Annotated in this window: 19 protein-coding genes and 1 pseudogene; 11 read left to right on the top strand and 9 right to left on the bottom strand. The window is 38.3% G+C overall.

What is annotated here, in order from left to right:
• Nucleotides 1–247: 247 nt before the first annotated feature.
• The gene (locus tag QH639_RS15120; RefSeq protein WP_131521428.1) at nt 248–2,854 is read left to right on the top strand and encodes a cation-translocating P-type ATPase; all 2,607 of its coding nucleotides are present in this window, start codon (nt 248–250) and stop codon (nt 2,852–2,854) included.
• A 48-nt stretch (nt 2,855–2,902) separates the two neighbouring features.
• Here QH639_RS15120 and QH639_RS15125 read toward each other — a convergent pair whose 3' ends face one another.
• Together QH639_RS15125 and QH639_RS15130 are read right to left on the bottom strand one after the other, a co-directional pair.
• Complete coding sequence (locus tag QH639_RS15125) at nt 2,903–3,385, bottom strand: DUF3231 family protein (protein ID WP_048392480.1); 483 nt, start codon at nt 3,383–3,385, stop codon at nt 2,903–2,905.
• A 97-nt stretch (nt 3,386–3,482) separates the two neighbouring features.
• The gene (locus tag QH639_RS15130; RefSeq protein WP_348638180.1) at nt 3,483–4,139 is read right to left on the bottom strand and encodes a cupin domain-containing protein; all 657 of its coding nucleotides are present in this window, start codon (nt 4,137–4,139) and stop codon (nt 3,483–3,485) included.
• A 240-nt stretch (nt 4,140–4,379) separates the two neighbouring features.
• Here QH639_RS15130 and QH639_RS15135 point away from each other — a divergent pair, with 240 nt between their 5' ends.
• Genes QH639_RS15135 through QH639_RS15150 form a run of 4 tightly spaced genes read left to right on the top strand, consistent with a single transcriptional unit; the run spans nt 4,380 to nt 6,542 of the window.
• Complete coding sequence (locus QH639_RS15135) at nt 4,380–4,601, top strand: transcriptional regulator (RefSeq protein WP_048392481.1); 222 nt, start codon at nt 4,380–4,382, stop codon at nt 4,599–4,601.
• Nucleotides 4,598–5,857, top strand: a complete 1,260-nt coding sequence (locus QH639_RS15140) for a Y-family DNA polymerase (protein ID WP_131521427.1) — start codon at nt 4,598–4,600, stop codon at nt 5,855–5,857. The genes QH639_RS15135 and QH639_RS15140 overlap by 4 nt, the downstream gene beginning before the upstream one ends.
• A 12-nt stretch (nt 5,858–5,869) precedes the next feature.
• Nucleotides 5,870–6,205 (top strand): YolD-like family protein, encoded by a 336-nt coding sequence (locus QH639_RS15145; RefSeq protein ID WP_009370357.1) that lies wholly within the window; start codon nt 5,870–5,872, stop codon nt 6,203–6,205.
• The gene (locus tag QH639_RS15150) at nt 6,189–6,542 is read left to right on the top strand and encodes a YhjD family protein (RefSeq protein ID WP_009370358.1); all 354 of its coding nucleotides are present in this window, start codon (nt 6,189–6,191) and stop codon (nt 6,540–6,542) included. Before QH639_RS15145 ends, QH639_RS15150 begins: the two co-directional genes overlap by 17 nt.
• Before the next feature lie 61 nt (nt 6,543–6,603).
• Here the strand turns inward: QH639_RS15150 and QH639_RS15155 are convergent, their stop codons facing one another.
• From QH639_RS15155 to QH639_RS15175, 5 genes are all read right to left on the bottom strand, one after another.
• Entirely contained in the window at nt 6,604–7,344 is a 741-nt protein-coding gene (locus tag QH639_RS15155) for a hypothetical protein (RefSeq protein ID WP_054550404.1), read from the bottom strand.
• A gap of 206 nt (nt 7,345–7,550) precedes the next feature.
• The gene (locus QH639_RS15160) at nt 7,551–8,027 is read right to left on the bottom strand and encodes a GNAT family N-acetyltransferase (RefSeq protein WP_048392488.1); all 477 of its coding nucleotides are present in this window, start codon (nt 8,025–8,027) and stop codon (nt 7,551–7,553) included.
• Nucleotides 8,028–8,114: 87 nt separating this feature from the next.
• Entirely contained in the window at nt 8,115–8,399 is a 285-nt protein-coding gene (locus QH639_RS15165; protein ID WP_131520028.1) for a hypothetical protein, read from the bottom strand.
• A gap of 359 nt (nt 8,400–8,758) precedes the next feature.
• Entirely contained in the window at nt 8,759–8,884 is a 126-nt protein-coding gene (locus QH639_RS15170) for a YjcZ family sporulation protein (RefSeq protein WP_081011033.1), read from the bottom strand.
• Nucleotides 8,885–9,130: 246 nt separating this feature from the next.
• On the bottom strand, nt 9,131–9,355 hold the full coding sequence (locus QH639_RS15175; RefSeq protein ID WP_004224247.1) for a hypothetical protein: 225 nt from the start codon (nt 9,353–9,355) through the stop codon (nt 9,131–9,133).
• Between the two features lie 206 nt (nt 9,356–9,561).
• On the opposite strand from QH639_RS15175, the gene QH639_RS15180 reads away from it, so the two are divergent.
• Nucleotides 9,562–9,798: a GNAT family N-acetyltransferase gene (locus tag QH639_RS15180; RefSeq protein ID WP_281116203.1), complete on the top strand. Its 237-nt coding sequence runs from the start codon at nt 9,562–9,564 to the stop codon at nt 9,796–9,798.
• 411 nt (nt 9,799–10,209) lie between these two features.
• Here the strand turns inward: QH639_RS15180 and QH639_RS15185 are convergent, their stop codons facing one another.
• Nucleotides 10,210–11,196 (bottom strand): SDR family oxidoreductase, encoded by a 987-nt coding sequence (locus QH639_RS15185; protein WP_036076497.1) that lies wholly within the window; start codon nt 11,194–11,196, stop codon nt 10,210–10,212.
• A 92-nt stretch (nt 11,197–11,288) separates the two neighbouring features.
• Here QH639_RS15185 and QH639_RS15190 point away from each other — a divergent pair, with 92 nt between their 5' ends.
• Nucleotides 11,289–11,459 carry a hypothetical protein gene (locus QH639_RS15190; RefSeq protein ID WP_193767315.1) on the top strand — a complete coding sequence of 57 codons (171 nt, stop codon included), beginning with the start codon at nt 11,289–11,291 and terminating at the stop codon, nt 11,457–11,459.
• Nucleotides 11,460–11,528: 69 nt separating this feature from the next.
• Here QH639_RS15190 and QH639_RS15195 read toward each other — a convergent pair whose 3' ends face one another.
• Complete coding sequence (locus QH639_RS15195) at nt 11,529–13,085, bottom strand: S-layer homology domain-containing protein (protein WP_281114784.1); 1,557 nt, start codon at nt 13,083–13,085, stop codon at nt 11,529–11,531.
• 98 nt (nt 13,086–13,183) lie between these two features.
• Here QH639_RS15195 and QH639_RS26515 point away from each other — a divergent pair.
• The 4 genes and pseudogenes from QH639_RS26515 to QH639_RS15210 all read left to right on the top strand — a co-directional run.
• Nucleotides 13,184–13,450 (top strand): annotated as a pseudogene (locus tag QH639_RS26515) (isochorismatase family protein); the annotation flags it as partial.
• Nucleotides 13,451–13,504: 54 nt separating this feature from the next.
• Nucleotides 13,505–14,227, top strand: coding sequence for an SDR family NAD(P)-dependent oxidoreductase (locus tag QH639_RS15200; protein ID WP_281114785.1), 723 nt, complete (start codon nt 13,505–13,507; stop codon nt 14,225–14,227).
• Between the two features lie 337 nt (nt 14,228–14,564).
• Nucleotides 14,565–15,113, top strand: coding sequence for a hypothetical protein (locus tag QH639_RS15205; RefSeq protein ID WP_131520031.1), 549 nt, complete (start codon nt 14,565–14,567; stop codon nt 15,111–15,113).
• Between the two features lie 378 nt (nt 15,114–15,491).
• Entirely contained in the window at nt 15,492–16,553 is a 1,062-nt protein-coding gene (locus QH639_RS15210) for a suppressor of fused domain protein (RefSeq protein ID WP_281114786.1), read from the top strand.
• Nucleotides 16,554–16,594 lie beyond the last annotated feature (41 nt).

Genomic DNA, 16,594 nt, shown 5'->3' on the forward strand with positions numbered 1-16,594 from the left:
GATAGCCCTGAAAGGTATTGGGAAAGCCATCCCAATACCTTTTTAATTGGTTTGCATGAATCTATTTTCATACACTTCCCAAAATTAAATTCTCTATGGTTTCTTAGCATACTCTAATTACCTATGGAATAGATTGTTGTAGTTAATGAATTTACAGATTTGAGGAGTTTGAGATTTTCAGAGCGAATATTATTTTTAAGAAAAATAGTAGGAGACTTTCAAATCTTGTAAATGGAAGGAGAACTCAATGACTGAATATCATCAACAATCATCTGCTGAAGTCATGAAGATATTGAACGTCACCACGCAAGGTTTGACTGATGATGACGTCCAAAAGAGGCAACAAGTCTATGGCTATAATGTATTAGAGGAAGGGAAAAAGACAAGTACGTTGGCTGTTTTTATGGGCCAATTCAAAGATTTATTGGTCATCATTTTACTCGTTGCTGCCTTCGTTTCCTTTCTACTAGGAGAAGTAGAAAGTACCATTGTGATCATGATCGTGGTTATTTTAAATGCCATTTTAGGTACAGTGCAGCATGTGAAGGCCGAACAATCATTAGATAATCTAAAAGCATTGACCTCTCCCATTGCCAAGGTCATGCGTCATAATCAACTAGTAGAAATTCCTTCTGAAGAAATTGTAGTAGGGGACCTTCTGATGTTGGAGGCGGGAGATTATATTAATGCGGATGGAAGACTACTAGAAAGCCATAATTTACACATCAACGAAAGCTCTCTTACAGGCGAATCAATTGCTGTGGCAAAAAGTACAGACCCCATTCGGAAGCAGAATATCACCATTGCGGATAAGAAAAATATGGTGTACTCAGGAAGTTTTGTGACCAATGGACGTGGCATCGTGATGGTTACGGCAATTGGGATGCAGACGGAAATCGGAAAAATTGCGAATTTACTCGATACAGCAAAGGAAAAGAAAACGCCATTACAAATTAGTCTCGATCAATTCGGTGAAAAATTAGCCTTAGGGATTACGCTGATTTGTTTAGCAATCTTTACGATTGATCTTATCCGAGGACGAGCCTTAGTGGAATCCTTTATGTTTGCTGTATCTCTTGCTGTGGCGGCTATCCCCGAGGCTTTAAGTTCTATCGTGACCATCGTATTAGCTTTTGGCACCCAAAAGATGGCAAAGGAAAATGCGATCATCCGCAAGCTTTATGCTGTGGAAAGTTTGGGGAGTGTATCGGTCATCTGTTCTGATAAAACAGGTACTTTAACAGAAAATAAAATGGTAGTACAGGAAGTTTTTGTGGACCAGAAGAAAATTCCTCATGATTGGCTCAATCCAATAAATCCAGTGGAAAAAGAACTAATGGTAAAAGCGCTTTTATGTAGTGACGCTGTCGAGCGTGACCACAAAGAAATTGGTGATCCTACAGAAATTGCGCTCGTGAAATTGGGGAAACAGTATGGGTTAGATGAATTGAAGATACGTGAGCAATATCCACGATTGGCTGAAATTCCATTTGATTCGACGAGGAAGCTTATGAGCACTGTCAATCAGATGGACAAGCAGCCCATCATGATTACCAAAGGGGCTCTGGATGTACTCTTACCAAAAGTGACACGAATCAAAACATCAACAGGTATTTTTGAGATAACCCCGCAGCATCGCCAGAAAATCGAGGCGGTGAATCGTGATTTTTCTATGAATGGTTTAAGGGTGTTAGCCATTGCTTATAAGGAGGTATTGCCTCTACAAAAAGTCGATCCACGAGCGGAACGAGATTTAATCTTTGTCGGCTTAGTAGCGATGATGGACCCTCCGAGAAAAGAGTCGAAAGAGGCTGTGGAAAGCTGTATAAAGGCAGGTATTAAACCCGTCATGATTACAGGAGACCATAAAATTACAGCAACCGCGATTGCCGAACAAATTGGTATTTTGCAAAATCCAGCTGAAGCTATAGAGGGACATGCACTCGAAGGCTTAACTGATCAAGAGCTGCAAGAGAAAGTACAGGATTATTCTGTTTATGCCCGTGTTACACCAGCCCAAAAAATTCGAATTGTTAAAGCATGGCAGGATAAAGGACATGTGGTTGCCATGACAGGAGACGGTGTCAATGATGGACCTGCTTTGAAGCAAGCAGATATTGGGGTGGCTATGGGCGTAACAGGCACAGAGGTTGCAAAAGATGCCTCATCCATGATTTTAACGGATGACAATTTTTCAACAATTGTTAAAGCAATCGCCAATGGCCGTAGCATCTATACAAATATTAAAAATGCCATTCTGTTCTTATTATCTGGAAATGCAGGCGCTATTTTTGTCGTGTTATATGCAACGGTTCTGGGCTTACCTGTTCCTTTTGCACCTGTCCATCTTCTATTCATCAACTTATTAACAGATAGTCTGCCTGCTATTGCCATCGGTTTAGAGCCAAATAATAAGAAGACAATGAAGGACAAGCCTAGAAACATTCATACTCCTTTATTAAATAAAAAATTTACCACACAAGTTGTGCTTGAAGGCATATTAATCGCCATCTCCACCATTATTGCGTTTCAAATCGGTTTATCGACAGGCGATACGTTAACAGCAAGCACGATGGCCTTTACAACACTATGCTTGTCAAGGTTAGTGCATGGCTTTAATTCTCGATCCAAACAATCCATCTTTGCGATTGGTGTATTTTCGAATAAATATACGTGGTTCGCCTTTATCATTGGTGTGCTAAGTTTACACATGGTCTTATTTATGCCGATGCTTACAACGGTCTTTGAGGTAGCTCCATTAACACCAGCACAGCTAGGCTTTATTTATAGCCTATCGGTGTTACCATTCCTAGTCAATCAATGGTATAAGCTACTGTTCGTGAGAAATCGATAAAGATTAAAAAAAGAAGCTTCCGTTAGTTATTAAAACGGAGGCTTCTTTTTAGTGTGTAGAGGCTAATAACCAGCCTTTACTCTTACTTAGGTCAATCAATCTCGCTCCAAGTAGCGCATAACGCATATGGAGTTCACTATATTTGGTTAGATGTGTTTTCTTTACTGCCAGCTCTAAAGCTTGGCTTACGGCAATCAAAGAAGAGGCAATATTCATCGATAAAATAGCACTTATTTCGCCATCATTAATGAAAGATTTCCCACGAATATCCGTTATTTTCATTTTACTGTATTCTATTGATGCTGTTGGTGCCAGCACACCGTTTTCCTTTAATAGCAGTGTTAGCTGTTTATTTTCCTCTTTTAAACATTGAATAAATTCCAATGTAAGGATTTTTAAGTTTTTATCACGCGTATGCTTAAAAAAAGCATGACTGGAAGCAATATAGCCTTGATTGATCCCAAGCTGTGACCAAAGCTTGAAAACCTCCTTAAATCGTAGCGATGCTAGATTTTCATTTATCATTGTCATCCTGACACTTCCTAACTCTTAGGTTGATTTAAGATTAGGATGTAGCAGTAAATGACATTCTATTCATCTTTTACAATAAAAAGTGTATAAGAGGTCGCTAATAGTAGGTGCCATAAGGGTACATAGGAGGGTAACGATAGGGATAAGGGTATGGACATGGTTTCATATATTGCTGTGGCATGGTTGGTTTATAAGGGGCTTGATCGGTTGCTGATTGGACACGATTGCAGCCTTTTGCTGGTCCGATATAAGTCGTAGGAACAATCGGTGCAATCGTTTTCTTCCATTGTTCTTCATCTAAACAATACGTATGGGCCATAATATTGGCTGGTGTGAATTTTAAGATATCAGAGCCTAAAATGACCTCTGGCGTTGGCGCATCAAAAATAGCAAGTAGATGCGTGTCATCTTCTGTGGCTACTTCATAATGCCACCAGCCCTGTGGTACATTCGCAACCTGCCCAGGCTTGATAGGATAGTTTTGAATTTTCTTGGTAAAGGGATTTAATAGAGAAACCGTTGCTGCTCCTGCAATACAATAGACAAGCTCTGCAGCATTTTGATGGTAATGTGGCTCGATGACATTGTCTTTACTTAAAAAAATATCAAGCAAAGATGTATTTTCTAATGTATTTAATTGTTCCACACCGAGAATATTAATGTAATTTCGGGAGTCTTTTTTAAAAAGCGTACTTTTATTGACATCAAAAGTGAACGCTGCAGAAGGGGAGCTATAATCGATATTTGAGCTGATACTTACATCCTTTCTCATATAAATTGAGCTATTCATCATCATAGATTATGTTTTAGGTACTTCTAGACTTACACAAATGCCTAGCTACAGTCAGCCTCTGTCTGGATAAGAAATTAGCTAAAATTACCACTTCTATTTCAGAACATACGTGCGTATAATAAAAACACAAACGTTTGTTCTTAGTTATCAAAAATGCTGTTCAACATGAACGCAAACAGGGTCAGTAAAGGAGCATTCAACATGAAAGAACAGTTGATAAAAGCCATGCATCGTCACCAAATCGTTCACATGATGTATATAGCGAAATCAGGTGCCATTACGAAAAGGCGCGTGAAAATCATCCATATTAAAGGTGATTCCTTTACCGCCTTTTGTTTTACAAGGCTAGCGAAGCGTACGTTTCATATTAACAATGTTCTAGCACTTCTGCCCATTCTCCAACGGGAGTCTGAGGTGATATGAATTACAACGACTTCCCACAGAAAGATATTTTTTGTATTGATATGAAGTGCTTTTATGCAAGCTGTATTGCCATGCTAGAAGGGCTAGATGTGCTGACAGATCCAATTGCTATCATCGGTAATTTTGAACAACCTGGCAGTATTGTGCTGGCTGCATCACCAGTGATGAAAGAAAAATTTAACATTAAAACAGGGAATCGGCGTTATGAAATTCCCAAACATCCAGATATTAAGTTGTTTGAACCAAAAATGTCCTTTTTTCTAGAGATGTCCATGGCCATTACGCGTCTGATTGCACAATATGTCCCTCCAGAGGCGATCCATGTTTATAGTGTGGATGAAAGCTTTATAGATCTAACAGGCACAGAGCAACTTTGGGGTTCGCCTGAGCAGGTAGCCAAATTGATTCAGGAAGACATTTATGAAAAGTTTCGCATTCCGTCCGCCATTGGTATGGGACCAAACATGTTGATGGCTAAATTAGCATTAGATTTAGAGGCAAAAAAAACAGGCTTTGCCAAATGGACCTATGCCGATGTCCCAACAAAGCTTTGGCCAGTGCGTCCTTTATCTGATATGTGGGGGATTGGGAAACAGATGGCAGCCAATTTAAATGCGATGGGTATTCAAACGGTCGGTGGATTAGCCCATGCCGATTTAGCCGAATTAGAAAAGCGCTTTGGTATTATGGGTAATCAATACTATTACCATGCATGGGGCATTGATCTCTCCACATTAGGTGAGCCATTGGTGAACAATGCGGCATTAAGCTTTGGGAAGGGCCAAATGCTCATGAAGGATTATCACACACGAAAGGATATTGCAGTTGTACTCCTAGAAATGTGTGAGGATGTGATGCGACGTACACGGGAAGCAGGCTATGTCGGGCGTACTGTTAGCTTGGGGCTCTCTTACAGTCGCAATGCCATGACGAAGGGGTTCCATCGCTCAAGAACCATCGAAAGTCCAACCAATGAGACCCTTGTTATGTATCAGACTTGTCTGGACTTACTAGATGAGCATTTTGCGGGTGAGCCAGCGCGTCAATTATCTGTTAGACTGACAAATTTAGAGGCAGAGCGTAGCATTCAGCTTGATTTATTTGATGAGCGTAAGGACCAGCGACAGGTCATTGGTCATGTCATGGATGCGATTCGTAGGAAATATGGAGTGGTGGCCTTATTACGCGCAGCCTCCTATACCAGCGCTGGTACAGCTATTTCACGGAATCGCTTAGTGGGCGGGCATTTAGCATAAGGAGTGGAAAAAATGATAAGAGATAGAGGAACGATGAAATGGACAGCGATGATGCTACCAGAGCATTTAATGCTTTTGAAGGCATGGAAACAAGAGGTGTTGACAGAGTTGCCTCGGGAACATGCTGAATGGGAGCTTGAAGAATTACAGCAAATAATCACACAAGCATTCACACAGCATAACTATATTATGTTAACTATATGGGAACATGGTAACTATGTGCAATGGGGAGGTACCATTCAAGCGATGAACGAGGACCAGCTGCTACTAGAAACCATTACCACAACGAAGCACATCCCGTTAAGATACATTTATGCTGCTCGTATAGAAGATGATGGATGTGATTAATGGAGAGCAACGACGATTATTACATCAATATTTGCTGCTTGATTTAGCTGTGAAATCCTTGCAGCACGATCTAACAGTGGCGGAGCATTTTAAGATGAAGCGTGTATTTTTACCTGCTATGGATGCCTTATTAAAGCAGCTACACAAAGATTATTTTCAATTAAAACGTCAGCTCGCCCAGCAAAAAATACGATTAGTTGGCTGGCATCGAATTGATGATTATTTTAGTGATGTGCAGGTGGCTACCGCAGGCAATGATGAGGTACTACGCTATGCCAATCAAGCGTTAAAAACCCAAGTCGAAGAGCTAATGAATAAACATTTACACAATGCCTAGGCTTACGTCTACGACGAAAAAGCCAAAAGCTGATGACAGGAGTGGTCAGCTTTTGGCGGCTTTATTTCTCGATAGGTTTCACATCAATTTGCTCAACAAGAAACTCATTGTTAGTACGATTAAATTGATAGGTAATACGAACATCGGCTACATAAATAGGTGAGATGCCAATCGATCCAGGGATGTTTAACATTATTTTTTGATTTTCTACTGTATAAATGACCACACCACCGAAAGCAAGTTGCGCTTGCTTGATATCCGGTGCTGGATCAAAGTCATAATCAAATGTAGATTCTTTTCCCTGTGCTTTCATCGTAATCGCTAATGTGCCATCATCTTTTTTCGTAATCGTTGATTCAATAGTATGTGCAACGATGTCTTCATAATGTTGGACATTCATCTCCGATAAATCCTCTCCATTTACCACATGAATCTCATAGTGATTAAGGCCTGTCCCTCGTCCAGTTTGGATAATAATAGCAGCCTCTTCCTTATGATCATTTGTCAGATCTGTATAGAATAACTGAGGTTTAGTTCCTGTATCAGGGATTGTCCAGTCAAAATTTTTCCGCTTACCATCAATATCTAAAGTTACCTCTGTAATTTCATTTTGTGCTTCATTTCGTGCAAATAATTTCACCTTCTCATCATCGGAAACGGCGATCAATGGAGCCTCATGCTGTATCTCCAGCTGTGATGAGACCTGTTCAGCAGGGGTGTTTACTGTCTCGTTTGGAACAGTAACACTACATCCAGCTAGTAGAGAAATTCCTAATAACCATAGCCACATCTCTTTTTTCAATGTCTAGTTCCACCTTTTCTATAGCTAATTGACTTTATTATACTGTATAAACATGCCCCATAGCAGTTGAATTCGTGAAGGAAAAGCTTATATGCCAGGGAGTGGAGGTGTAACAATGAAATTCTTAGAGATGGTAGGGGAAAATAGAATTCCATTGTTTGTAAGGTACGTCTCTCATTTTGAAAAGCAAATGAGTGACGATCTCTTTACAATGGCAAATTCATAACGATTTGTTCACCAATAGGTCCCATTCTTCTTTCTCCATGATCCATAAAGCCTACTTTGACATATAAATTCTGTGCAGCTATATTTTTATGATTGACGACTAATACTACTTCATTACATTCTTTAAACTCCTGCTTCACAAAATCAGCAAGTGCAGACATAGCCTTTTTAGCATAGCCCCTACCTTGCTGCTGATGGTCGATGGACAGGGCAGTTAGTAACATCGCCTGAGGATTACTAGAATATTGTTGGACTCTGTCCGTTGCATGAAGCACAAAAAAGCCGACAGGTACGCCACCACTTAAAATAACAATTGGATACTGTCCGACCTTCTCGATTGAAATCTCTTGAGGAAGTGCCGTAAATTGGTGTTGTTCTTCAGGTAATTCAAAACGATTTAACTGCTCTACATAGCTTTCAGAGAAATGTACTAACTCAATATTCGTTGTTTCTTGCATAAAAAAGCCTCCTTTTCTAATAGTTTAACCATAGAACAAATGTTCGTCAAGGAGGCTTGTATTAAAATAATGTGGGGGTAGGTCATTTTAACTTAAAAGGGTACCAAAAAGTAAAATAAAAGAAATACTAATCATCACAATAAGTGTAATGACCATTGTTAAAATTCCTCGAAGCAAGGTCGTTAAATTTTTAACATTTTTCATACCGACCAGGCTTAGGTAGAAACAGGCAACTGACAAGAGTAGTGTCAACAGTAATGGATGGAAATGAAGATATGTGTAAAAGAAGTCTCTCATTGAACCTGATAGAAAAAATAATAGAATACAGCCCAAAGATAAGATAAATGACCAGAGATTTAAATTAATTCCCATTGTTTTCCTCCTTCCTATAAAAACGAATTTGTTGTAGGAATGTTCCGATGATTCCGCTTGATAGGGAAAAGGAGAAACTAAATGTGTGTTGCTAGAACAGGGTCACTCGGACGAAAGTGACCCCAAGCACCAAAAGGAGTGTAAAGTAAAGTTACAAGAACTTTACACTACTATTATTATGTGAAGCTAGCGGTTTAAGATAGTTATCTATCTAAATTACTAACTTTTAATTGTGAGTAAAAATAAATGAGCTAGAAAAAAACGAAAAGGGAGGAGATTTGAATAGCTGTGGTAGCGATTCATGGTAAAAAGGCTTTAGCTTCTGTAATGGAACAGAGGCTAAAGCCTGAGATGATCAATTAACACATGAAGCTAGCACCAACGATAATAAGAAGGATGAATAGTACAACAATAAGCACGAATGTAGAGCTATTGCCGCTTCCATTGTCCCCGCCACAGTAACTATTGAAATTACAGTAACTCATGAAACACACCTCCTTTCTTTCTTTTAAAGTATGTATTGGACAAAAGGGGGGGTTAGCGAGTAGAGAAAAAATGAGTTGTCCCTTCATTCGGGAATAAAGCGGTGAAAGCTTTACTTTATTATTATGATGGAATAGTAGCTTGAGTTAGTTGTTAGCCTGTATAGCATCAAGAATAATGAAACAAATTCTACTAATTGTATTGGTATTCAACACGATGTAAAAAAACATCCGTTCTAGGATGTTTTTTTAGTATAACGGCTGCTGCGTATGACAAGGGGGGAAGCCGTTCACATCATGAATCATATGAAGGTCGTATTGCTTTAAGGCAAATTGACTTTGATACAAATATTCAAGAACAAGCAGTTTTCCTCCTGATACGCCACAGAGGACACCAGAAGTTCCTTGACCATTTGTAAAAGAAACACCAACAGGCTGACCGATTAAATACGGAATTTTATGTTGCCAAGGCACAATAGCCACTCCTTTCACTATAATATATGAAAGGCGTGGCTAGAGGTTCTTACCTTCACAAAATAGCATTCTCTGTTATTGGAAAAAACTAACTAGACACTAACAATTAAAAAGGGCTGGATTATTCGTTTTGCCATTGCTGACAAGTTGACAGTTGAAGTAATAGGAATGGTTTTTTTAGTGAATTTGTAGGTAAATGAGCTGAAATAGGCTACGAATTATCAAAGAATTACTGGCATCTAGGTATTATGTCAGAGACAATGAAGGAAGTATTATCAATTGGCTTTAATCAATTAGGTCTAGTCAGGATACAGGCAATTGTTGCTGTAGAAAACATTGCCTCCAAGAAGTTACTAACAAAATTCACATTTAAAGAAGAAGGCTATTTAAGACAATATGAATATCATAGTGTTACAGGACAAAGTAGCGTAGCGATATGTTGATCTACTCATTGTTACAGACAGAGTTTGAGAAAAAGGGGGAGGAAAAGGCACAGTCCTATTAGGATGATTGGAATGAAGAAAACCTTCCTAAGAACAATGCAACGGCTTTTAATAAATTAAAACTTGGGGAAATCTCCAACTAAACAGAGTATGTAAAAAGGGATAGCATTGTACAAAAACATCTTGGGGGCGATGTTAAAGGTGCTATCCCGACATTAATGTATGTGAAAGAACTTATAAACATTACCACTGTAAGTAAATTGAAAAGTAATTGAAATAAGGGTGTAAAGCTTTTATTATAGGTATAATCCGAGGCATCATGGATAAATAACAGGTGGTTTTCCCTTGTCTGCTATGGTTGAAAATTTTGTCACATATTTTAAGTCTTGCTATTAAACCATATGACGTCAATTATGAATTGGTTGATTCGCCACCATCTACATGCAAGACTTGCCCTGTAACATGCCTAGAATCATCTGATGCTAAATAGACAAAAGTAGGGGCGACTTCAAAGGGCTGAGCCATTCGGTTAAATAAATTAGTTCCATGTAAGGCGTTTTCATCAGAGGAAAAGCTAGAAGGAATAAGTGGTGTCCAAATACGGCCAGGGGCTATCGCGTTGACACGAATCTGTTTTTTGGCAACGCTTTTAGCTAGGGAACGAGTCCAGCCTACGATAGCCGCCTTTGTAGCAGAATAATCGATGAGTAAAGGTTCTCCTGCATAAGCCACAACGGAGGCAGTGCCAATAATGGAACTTCCTGCTCGTAAATAAGGGAGAGCGGCTTTTGTCGTATAGAAGTGAGCATATACATTTAATTTAAAGGTTTCATCAAACTGTTCATCCGTGATGTCTGTCAGCTCATTTTGCTGAAATTGAATCCCAACATGGTTACATAAAATATCCAATTGACCAAAAGTGTTCATCGTTTCGGAAACAATGTCTACACATTGTTTTTTAAAGCGAAGATCTCCAGGAAGCAGCAGACATTTTTGTCCTAATTCTTCAACTCTTTTTTTCGTTCTTAGCGCATCTTCATGCTCATCTAGATAAGCAATGGCCACATCGGCCTCTTCTTTCGCAAAGGCAATGGCAGCAGCTGCACCCATCCCGCTATCACCCCCAGTAATAAGCGCAACTTTTCCCTTTAATTTACCACTCCCTTTATAATGAGGATTTTCTATGATGGGCTTAGGAACCATTAAGCTTTCCAACCCCGGTTGGCGTAATTGTCTTTGTTCAGGTTGAGTAAGTGGCACTTCTTTATATTGCGTAATCTTCCCATAGACAGGATATTGCGGGTATGGATCTTCCTTTTTATTGTCCTCAAACCACTTTTGATAAAAGTGGATTTGTGCTAATAATTCACGATAGTCCTTGTCATTCGGATTAGTAATAACCAATCCCTCCTTTTCAACATAGACTATGAAAGCTTACCTTTTTGTGTTAAACATCCAAACAAGCACTGAAGGAAACGGGGGGACTGAAAATGGAGGTTGAATTTTTCCCAGAGGTTACGCGATTATTAGAAAATGAAGCGTCTACACTTGAGATCCATTATTTGAATGACACCTGGTTAACACCAACCATTGGCGTAAGACCACCTTATTATAGCTACCCAATCAACGAGTCATATTATCCGATTTGGGACAATGAATAAAACTGTAAACGAAGAAGCCATCTGATGCTGAAAAAACAACACCAGATGGCTTCTTTATTTATAAGAATATTAATAATTTTTAATCTCTTCAAAAGTCCCGAACGTTACATCCCGTAGATTAATTGTACCATATATATTTTTCTTCCCATCAATCACTAGCACCTTTGGATGCATGTATTGTCTGGGAATACTCGATTTTTGTCCGTCCGTTTTGTGGAAGGCTAAAATTTGTTGCAATGTCACATCATCGGTATACGTAAATCCACCGAAATCATCATTATAGGTATGGAAAGGTACCGGCCGAATGATAGGTAAATAATAAAATGTACGATCTTTTAGTACTTTTCCTTCAAATAGAACATCTCCATTATTTGTTACTGTGTAACGCTTATCACCGATATGATTCATGGCATCTGTATCAGATACCATCACACCTTGATAGTCGAAATAATATCGGTAATGCATCGTCTTGGGTGTTCTTATCATTTCTTCATTTTTCATAGATAATACATTTCCATTGATTGTATGCTCTATTATGCCAGAATCACTGTTTATGAAATACATAGATATACCTTGTTTATCTAAATATCCTGCTTCTGATCCATATTCTTTTCCTGTATCTAATAATTTGTAATGCGCATCTGTAAAACTATGCATTAAGAAAAGGTTCATATTGATATATCCATGTTGACCTGGAATGTATTTTTTTACAATGGAGAAAGCATTTGATTGCATAAATTGATTTCTTAGCTGTAATCGTGATTCGTGAGGACGACCAAAAAGGCTAGTCCCTTCAATTAGCACTTCTTCGTCGATGGCAAAGTTACCATCATAGCGTGCATAAATATGAAGAAGAGAATTAGAAAAGGACACATGTAAATGTGATTTATTGATCGTTGTTACATTTGAAATTTTTTGAAATCCTAGCTCTTCAGCTGTTTTTTCAAAATGAATAACATGGTGATTGCGCTCAATTAATTTGATTGTTCTTGATAAAAAAGAAGCAAACTGCACTCGTGTCACACTGTTTTTGGGATTGAAAGTATCTACATTGGAAATGCCTAAAGCATTAAGTGCCTCTATATAGGGTCTAGCTTCTTTAGTTGCTTTCTGTATATCCACTACATCACTTTGCAAATCATAGGCATAGTCAATCAATGAATAGTTTCGGGCTAATACCATAAGTCGGTTTAACGTTAGTGCCATTTGTTCTCGTGTCATGTGATTATATGGATTTAGGCGTCCATTTTCTCCTTTAAAGATGCCATTATCGTAAAGTAAAGTTGAATACTTTAGCAATTCACGATCCTTCACACGAAGGGGCATATCCATAAAACGATCCATTTCCTCCCAATTTTTATCAACCTTCGCTATGCCGTTCTGTTCGATATATCGTCCCATCATTACGACAACTTGACCACGAGTAATCGTCGTGTTTGGGGAAAAAGTTGTCGGTGTTGTCCCCTTAATAATATTTCTTTTTGTTAGATCCTGTACTTCTTGTTGCATTTGATTCGGCAGTTTTTTTATATCATCAAAGCCACTTGCAGAGACAGAAATGTGATTCATTAAAAAAACGAAACAGAATAAAACGAACATTATTGTATAAATAAGCTTTCTTTTCATCTTTCACCTGCTTTAACCAATATCCACAAAATGATAGCATGTTTAAACAGATAAATTCTATTGGTAATGAATAACAAATATAAAGTGACCCAGAGCTAACTAGATTTATAAATGCTACTGGTATTAAAGAAATAATTATTGTTGGTTTATTTGCAGAAGGCTGTGTAACTGCAACTACTTTAGGTTCTCTTCACAATAATTTTCATACGACAATCGTAAAAGAGACAGTGGCAAGTTCAAGTGATAAAAAGAGATTAATAGCATTAAATACGTTAAGATCAAATAAGGTGAAAGTTATTCATTCTTTTCAGTTAGTAGCGATAATTTTGAAAGGCAGAAATTCCTTTCACTTAAGAATATATTGATCGGCAACAAGCTACAGGTTTTCATTACATTTTGTCATGAGAAAGGATGGTAATATGAGTAGGAATTTTATTATCTTTGGAGCTAGCCAAGGATTGGGAGATGCATTTGTTAAGGGGTTACCTGTCAAAGGAGATACAGTATGGATGGTAGCACGAACGAGACCCAATAGTTTAGAGCTAAATGATGGAGTAAATCGTCACTGGTTATCCATTGATCTGTCTAGTCAACAACAAATTTCCACTTTAAAAGAAGTGTTACAAGGCATTCCGCTCGATGTATTAATTTATAATGTGGGTGTATGGGAAAAGCATGGTTTTGAAGATGATTATACATTTGATAAGGATGAAGTAGAGGATATTTCGAAATTAATCAATATCAATCTAACTTCTACGATTACATATATTCAGGCACTTTTACCCAACTTAAGACAAGCGAAGCAGGGAAAGGTTATTTTAATTGGATCTACAGCAGGCTTAGATCACACAAACAATGCACAAGTTTCATTTGTCACATCTAAATTCGGCGTAAGGGGCATTACAAATGCACTGCGTGAACATTTAAGGAAAGATAAAATTGCTGTCACATGCATTAATCCTGGTGAACTGGCAGCAGAAGTACCCTATGAAGAAGGAGCGGAAAAAGCCATTCATTTATATGAAGGTACACGAATCCCCGTACAAGATATTGTCTCTCTTGTGCAATGTGTAATTAATCTATCAGCAGTCTCCTGTGTAAAAGAAATTAATGTCCCAGCCATAACGGATTTAAATGCATGATTACTCAGTAAACGCTACTCAATATTGAGTAGCGTCTTTTAATAAAAAGGATAAATAAATTCCTTTCCTTAGAAAAAATTTTCACGATCCCCTCACACATAACACTACAATTAAGCTCATATAAATAAAGGTAGTAAAAAAATCAACATCCTTTCATCGTCATAATCAAATTCTAAAAACACTTCCAGCCTATCAAATCTTAAGAAAATCTTCAGGTTCTACTAGGAAATATTTAAGATTCGCTGTGTATAATTATAAAAAAAGGAAATTCACGAAACCATTTGAAGATTTAAAACGTATTGGTAGTAGGAGAGAGAATATTGAAGTAGGTGAAGATATGGCACATACGATTTACATAGTATTAACCAAAACAGGGACGTTATTATCAAAAGCGATCGGCATGTATACGGGCAAGGAGATGAATCATGCATCCATAGCCTTTGATGAGGGGCTATTTGATATGTATAGCTTTGGGCGAAGGCAATTGAACAATCCGTTAAGTGGGGGCTTTTTACGAGAGGATGCAGAAAGAGGGCTATTTGAGTGTGCGGATTGTGTTATTTATCGCTGTCGTATATCACATTATCAATATTTAGACATGATGAAAATTGTCCGTTATATGTACTGGAATCGAGATCGCTATAAATATAATTTTATCGGACTCTTTGGTGTGGTGATGCAAAAGGAAGTGAGACGTGAGCGTGCTTATTTTTGTTCCCAGTTTGTAGCGACGCTACTAAAGGTGGGAGGGCTAAAAATAGTTCAAAACCCAGCATTAATGACGCCTCATTGCCTAGCGCAATTACCGTATTTAGAGAAAGTCTTTGCAGGGAAACTGGCAGATTATTTACAAACAGTACGTGAGCCAGCTATGCTATATGGTTAATGAATAGATGCACTACCTGACGTTTAAATAGTAAAATAGACACTCATGCGACAATCTTCTATTTTGTAAGAGGATTGTCTTTTTATCTTTCAGCAGAAAACGCCCTTCTTTATCAGTGGTGCGATGAATGTATACAACTTGTACTTTTGATTCAATGGTGTCCCGATACTTTTCGAGCAAGCTCGAAAAAAATGAACGCAATTACGCTAAGGCGTCGTCAATATTAGTCATATTTACCCCATATAGAATGTCAATAAACCTAGTTGCTGGAAACTGGAAAATGAGTCCTATTCCTGTTAAAAGAGTCCCCATAAAATTGCTATCATAAATAATAGATACGTACGTTCTACGAGTGATAACAGCAAGGAGGATATGGAAATGAGTGATGAAATAGCAGCAGTTGGCTGGGATGCGATTGATCAGGCATTAGCACAGGTATATGGTGAGCAGGAGCCAAAGCATTATGGAACTTTGATTCCCTATTCACTAGGAGGACAAGATCCTTTAGATGGAATTAGTGTTTATAAAAGCGAAACATCCATTCCACATTGGCATTTTGTTACATATGGCTTCTCGGAACTATATGAAAAGGAATTTGAAAACAAGGACTATAGTGGCTATGGATTTGAATTAACATTTCGACTAGTACGTCAACTAGATGAGGAAGAGCCACCTGCTTGGGCATTGAATTTACTACAGAATATGGGCAGATATGTGTTTAATAGTGGTAATGTATTTAGAGCGGGAGATTATTTGGATGCAAATGGTCCGATTTGCCTCGATGCCGACACACAATTAACGGCACTAGCCTTTACACATGATCCAGAGCTTGCTGAAATCGATACACCAAATGGCAAGATGGAGTTTATCCAAATGGTTGGTATTTCAGAGGATGAGTTAGAAGCGATGCAGACATGGAATACGCTTGGTGTACTACAGGCCGGCATGAAGCAAATACCAAGCTATACTACGGATTTAACAAGAACTTCTCTCCTACAAAATCCTGACGTTGCCGAGGCAGTTGTGCGAGGAATGGAGGAAGATGGCTCTAATACGGGGTTTCTTTTCGTAGATCAACTTGCTTGGGAAGTAGAAAAAAAGAGCTGGTTTAACAAACCGTCTAATGTTGTTCAACTTGGAGCAAAGCAAGCAGCTGTCATTAGTAAATTATTACGTGGACGTATTCTGAAAGATAAAGATCTTACCTTAGTCGGTCAACAAATAACGATAATATTTAAAGCAGGCCCTCAGGTAGGCTATTCAAAGAATGGTCAAGAGATTACGATCACATTGAACAAGGCAGCGGTAGAAGAATTAAGTCAGAGGCTGATACCGCAAGAAAGTCAATTCACTATTTCTTCTTTAGCTGGTGTAAGTTTTCAAATTTTGAAGACACATATTAAAAATCAAGAAGGAGCGGTTGTGAAAACAATCGGATAAGATGGATCTCTCGCTAAGGCTTTAGCGGGAGATTTTTCTCT

Origin of the sequence: Lysinibacillus sp. 1 U-2021 (genome assembly GCF_029916965.1) — a bacterium.
Taxonomy (GTDB): domain Bacteria; phylum Bacillota; class Bacilli; order Bacillales_A; family Planococcaceae; genus Lysinibacillus; species Lysinibacillus capsici.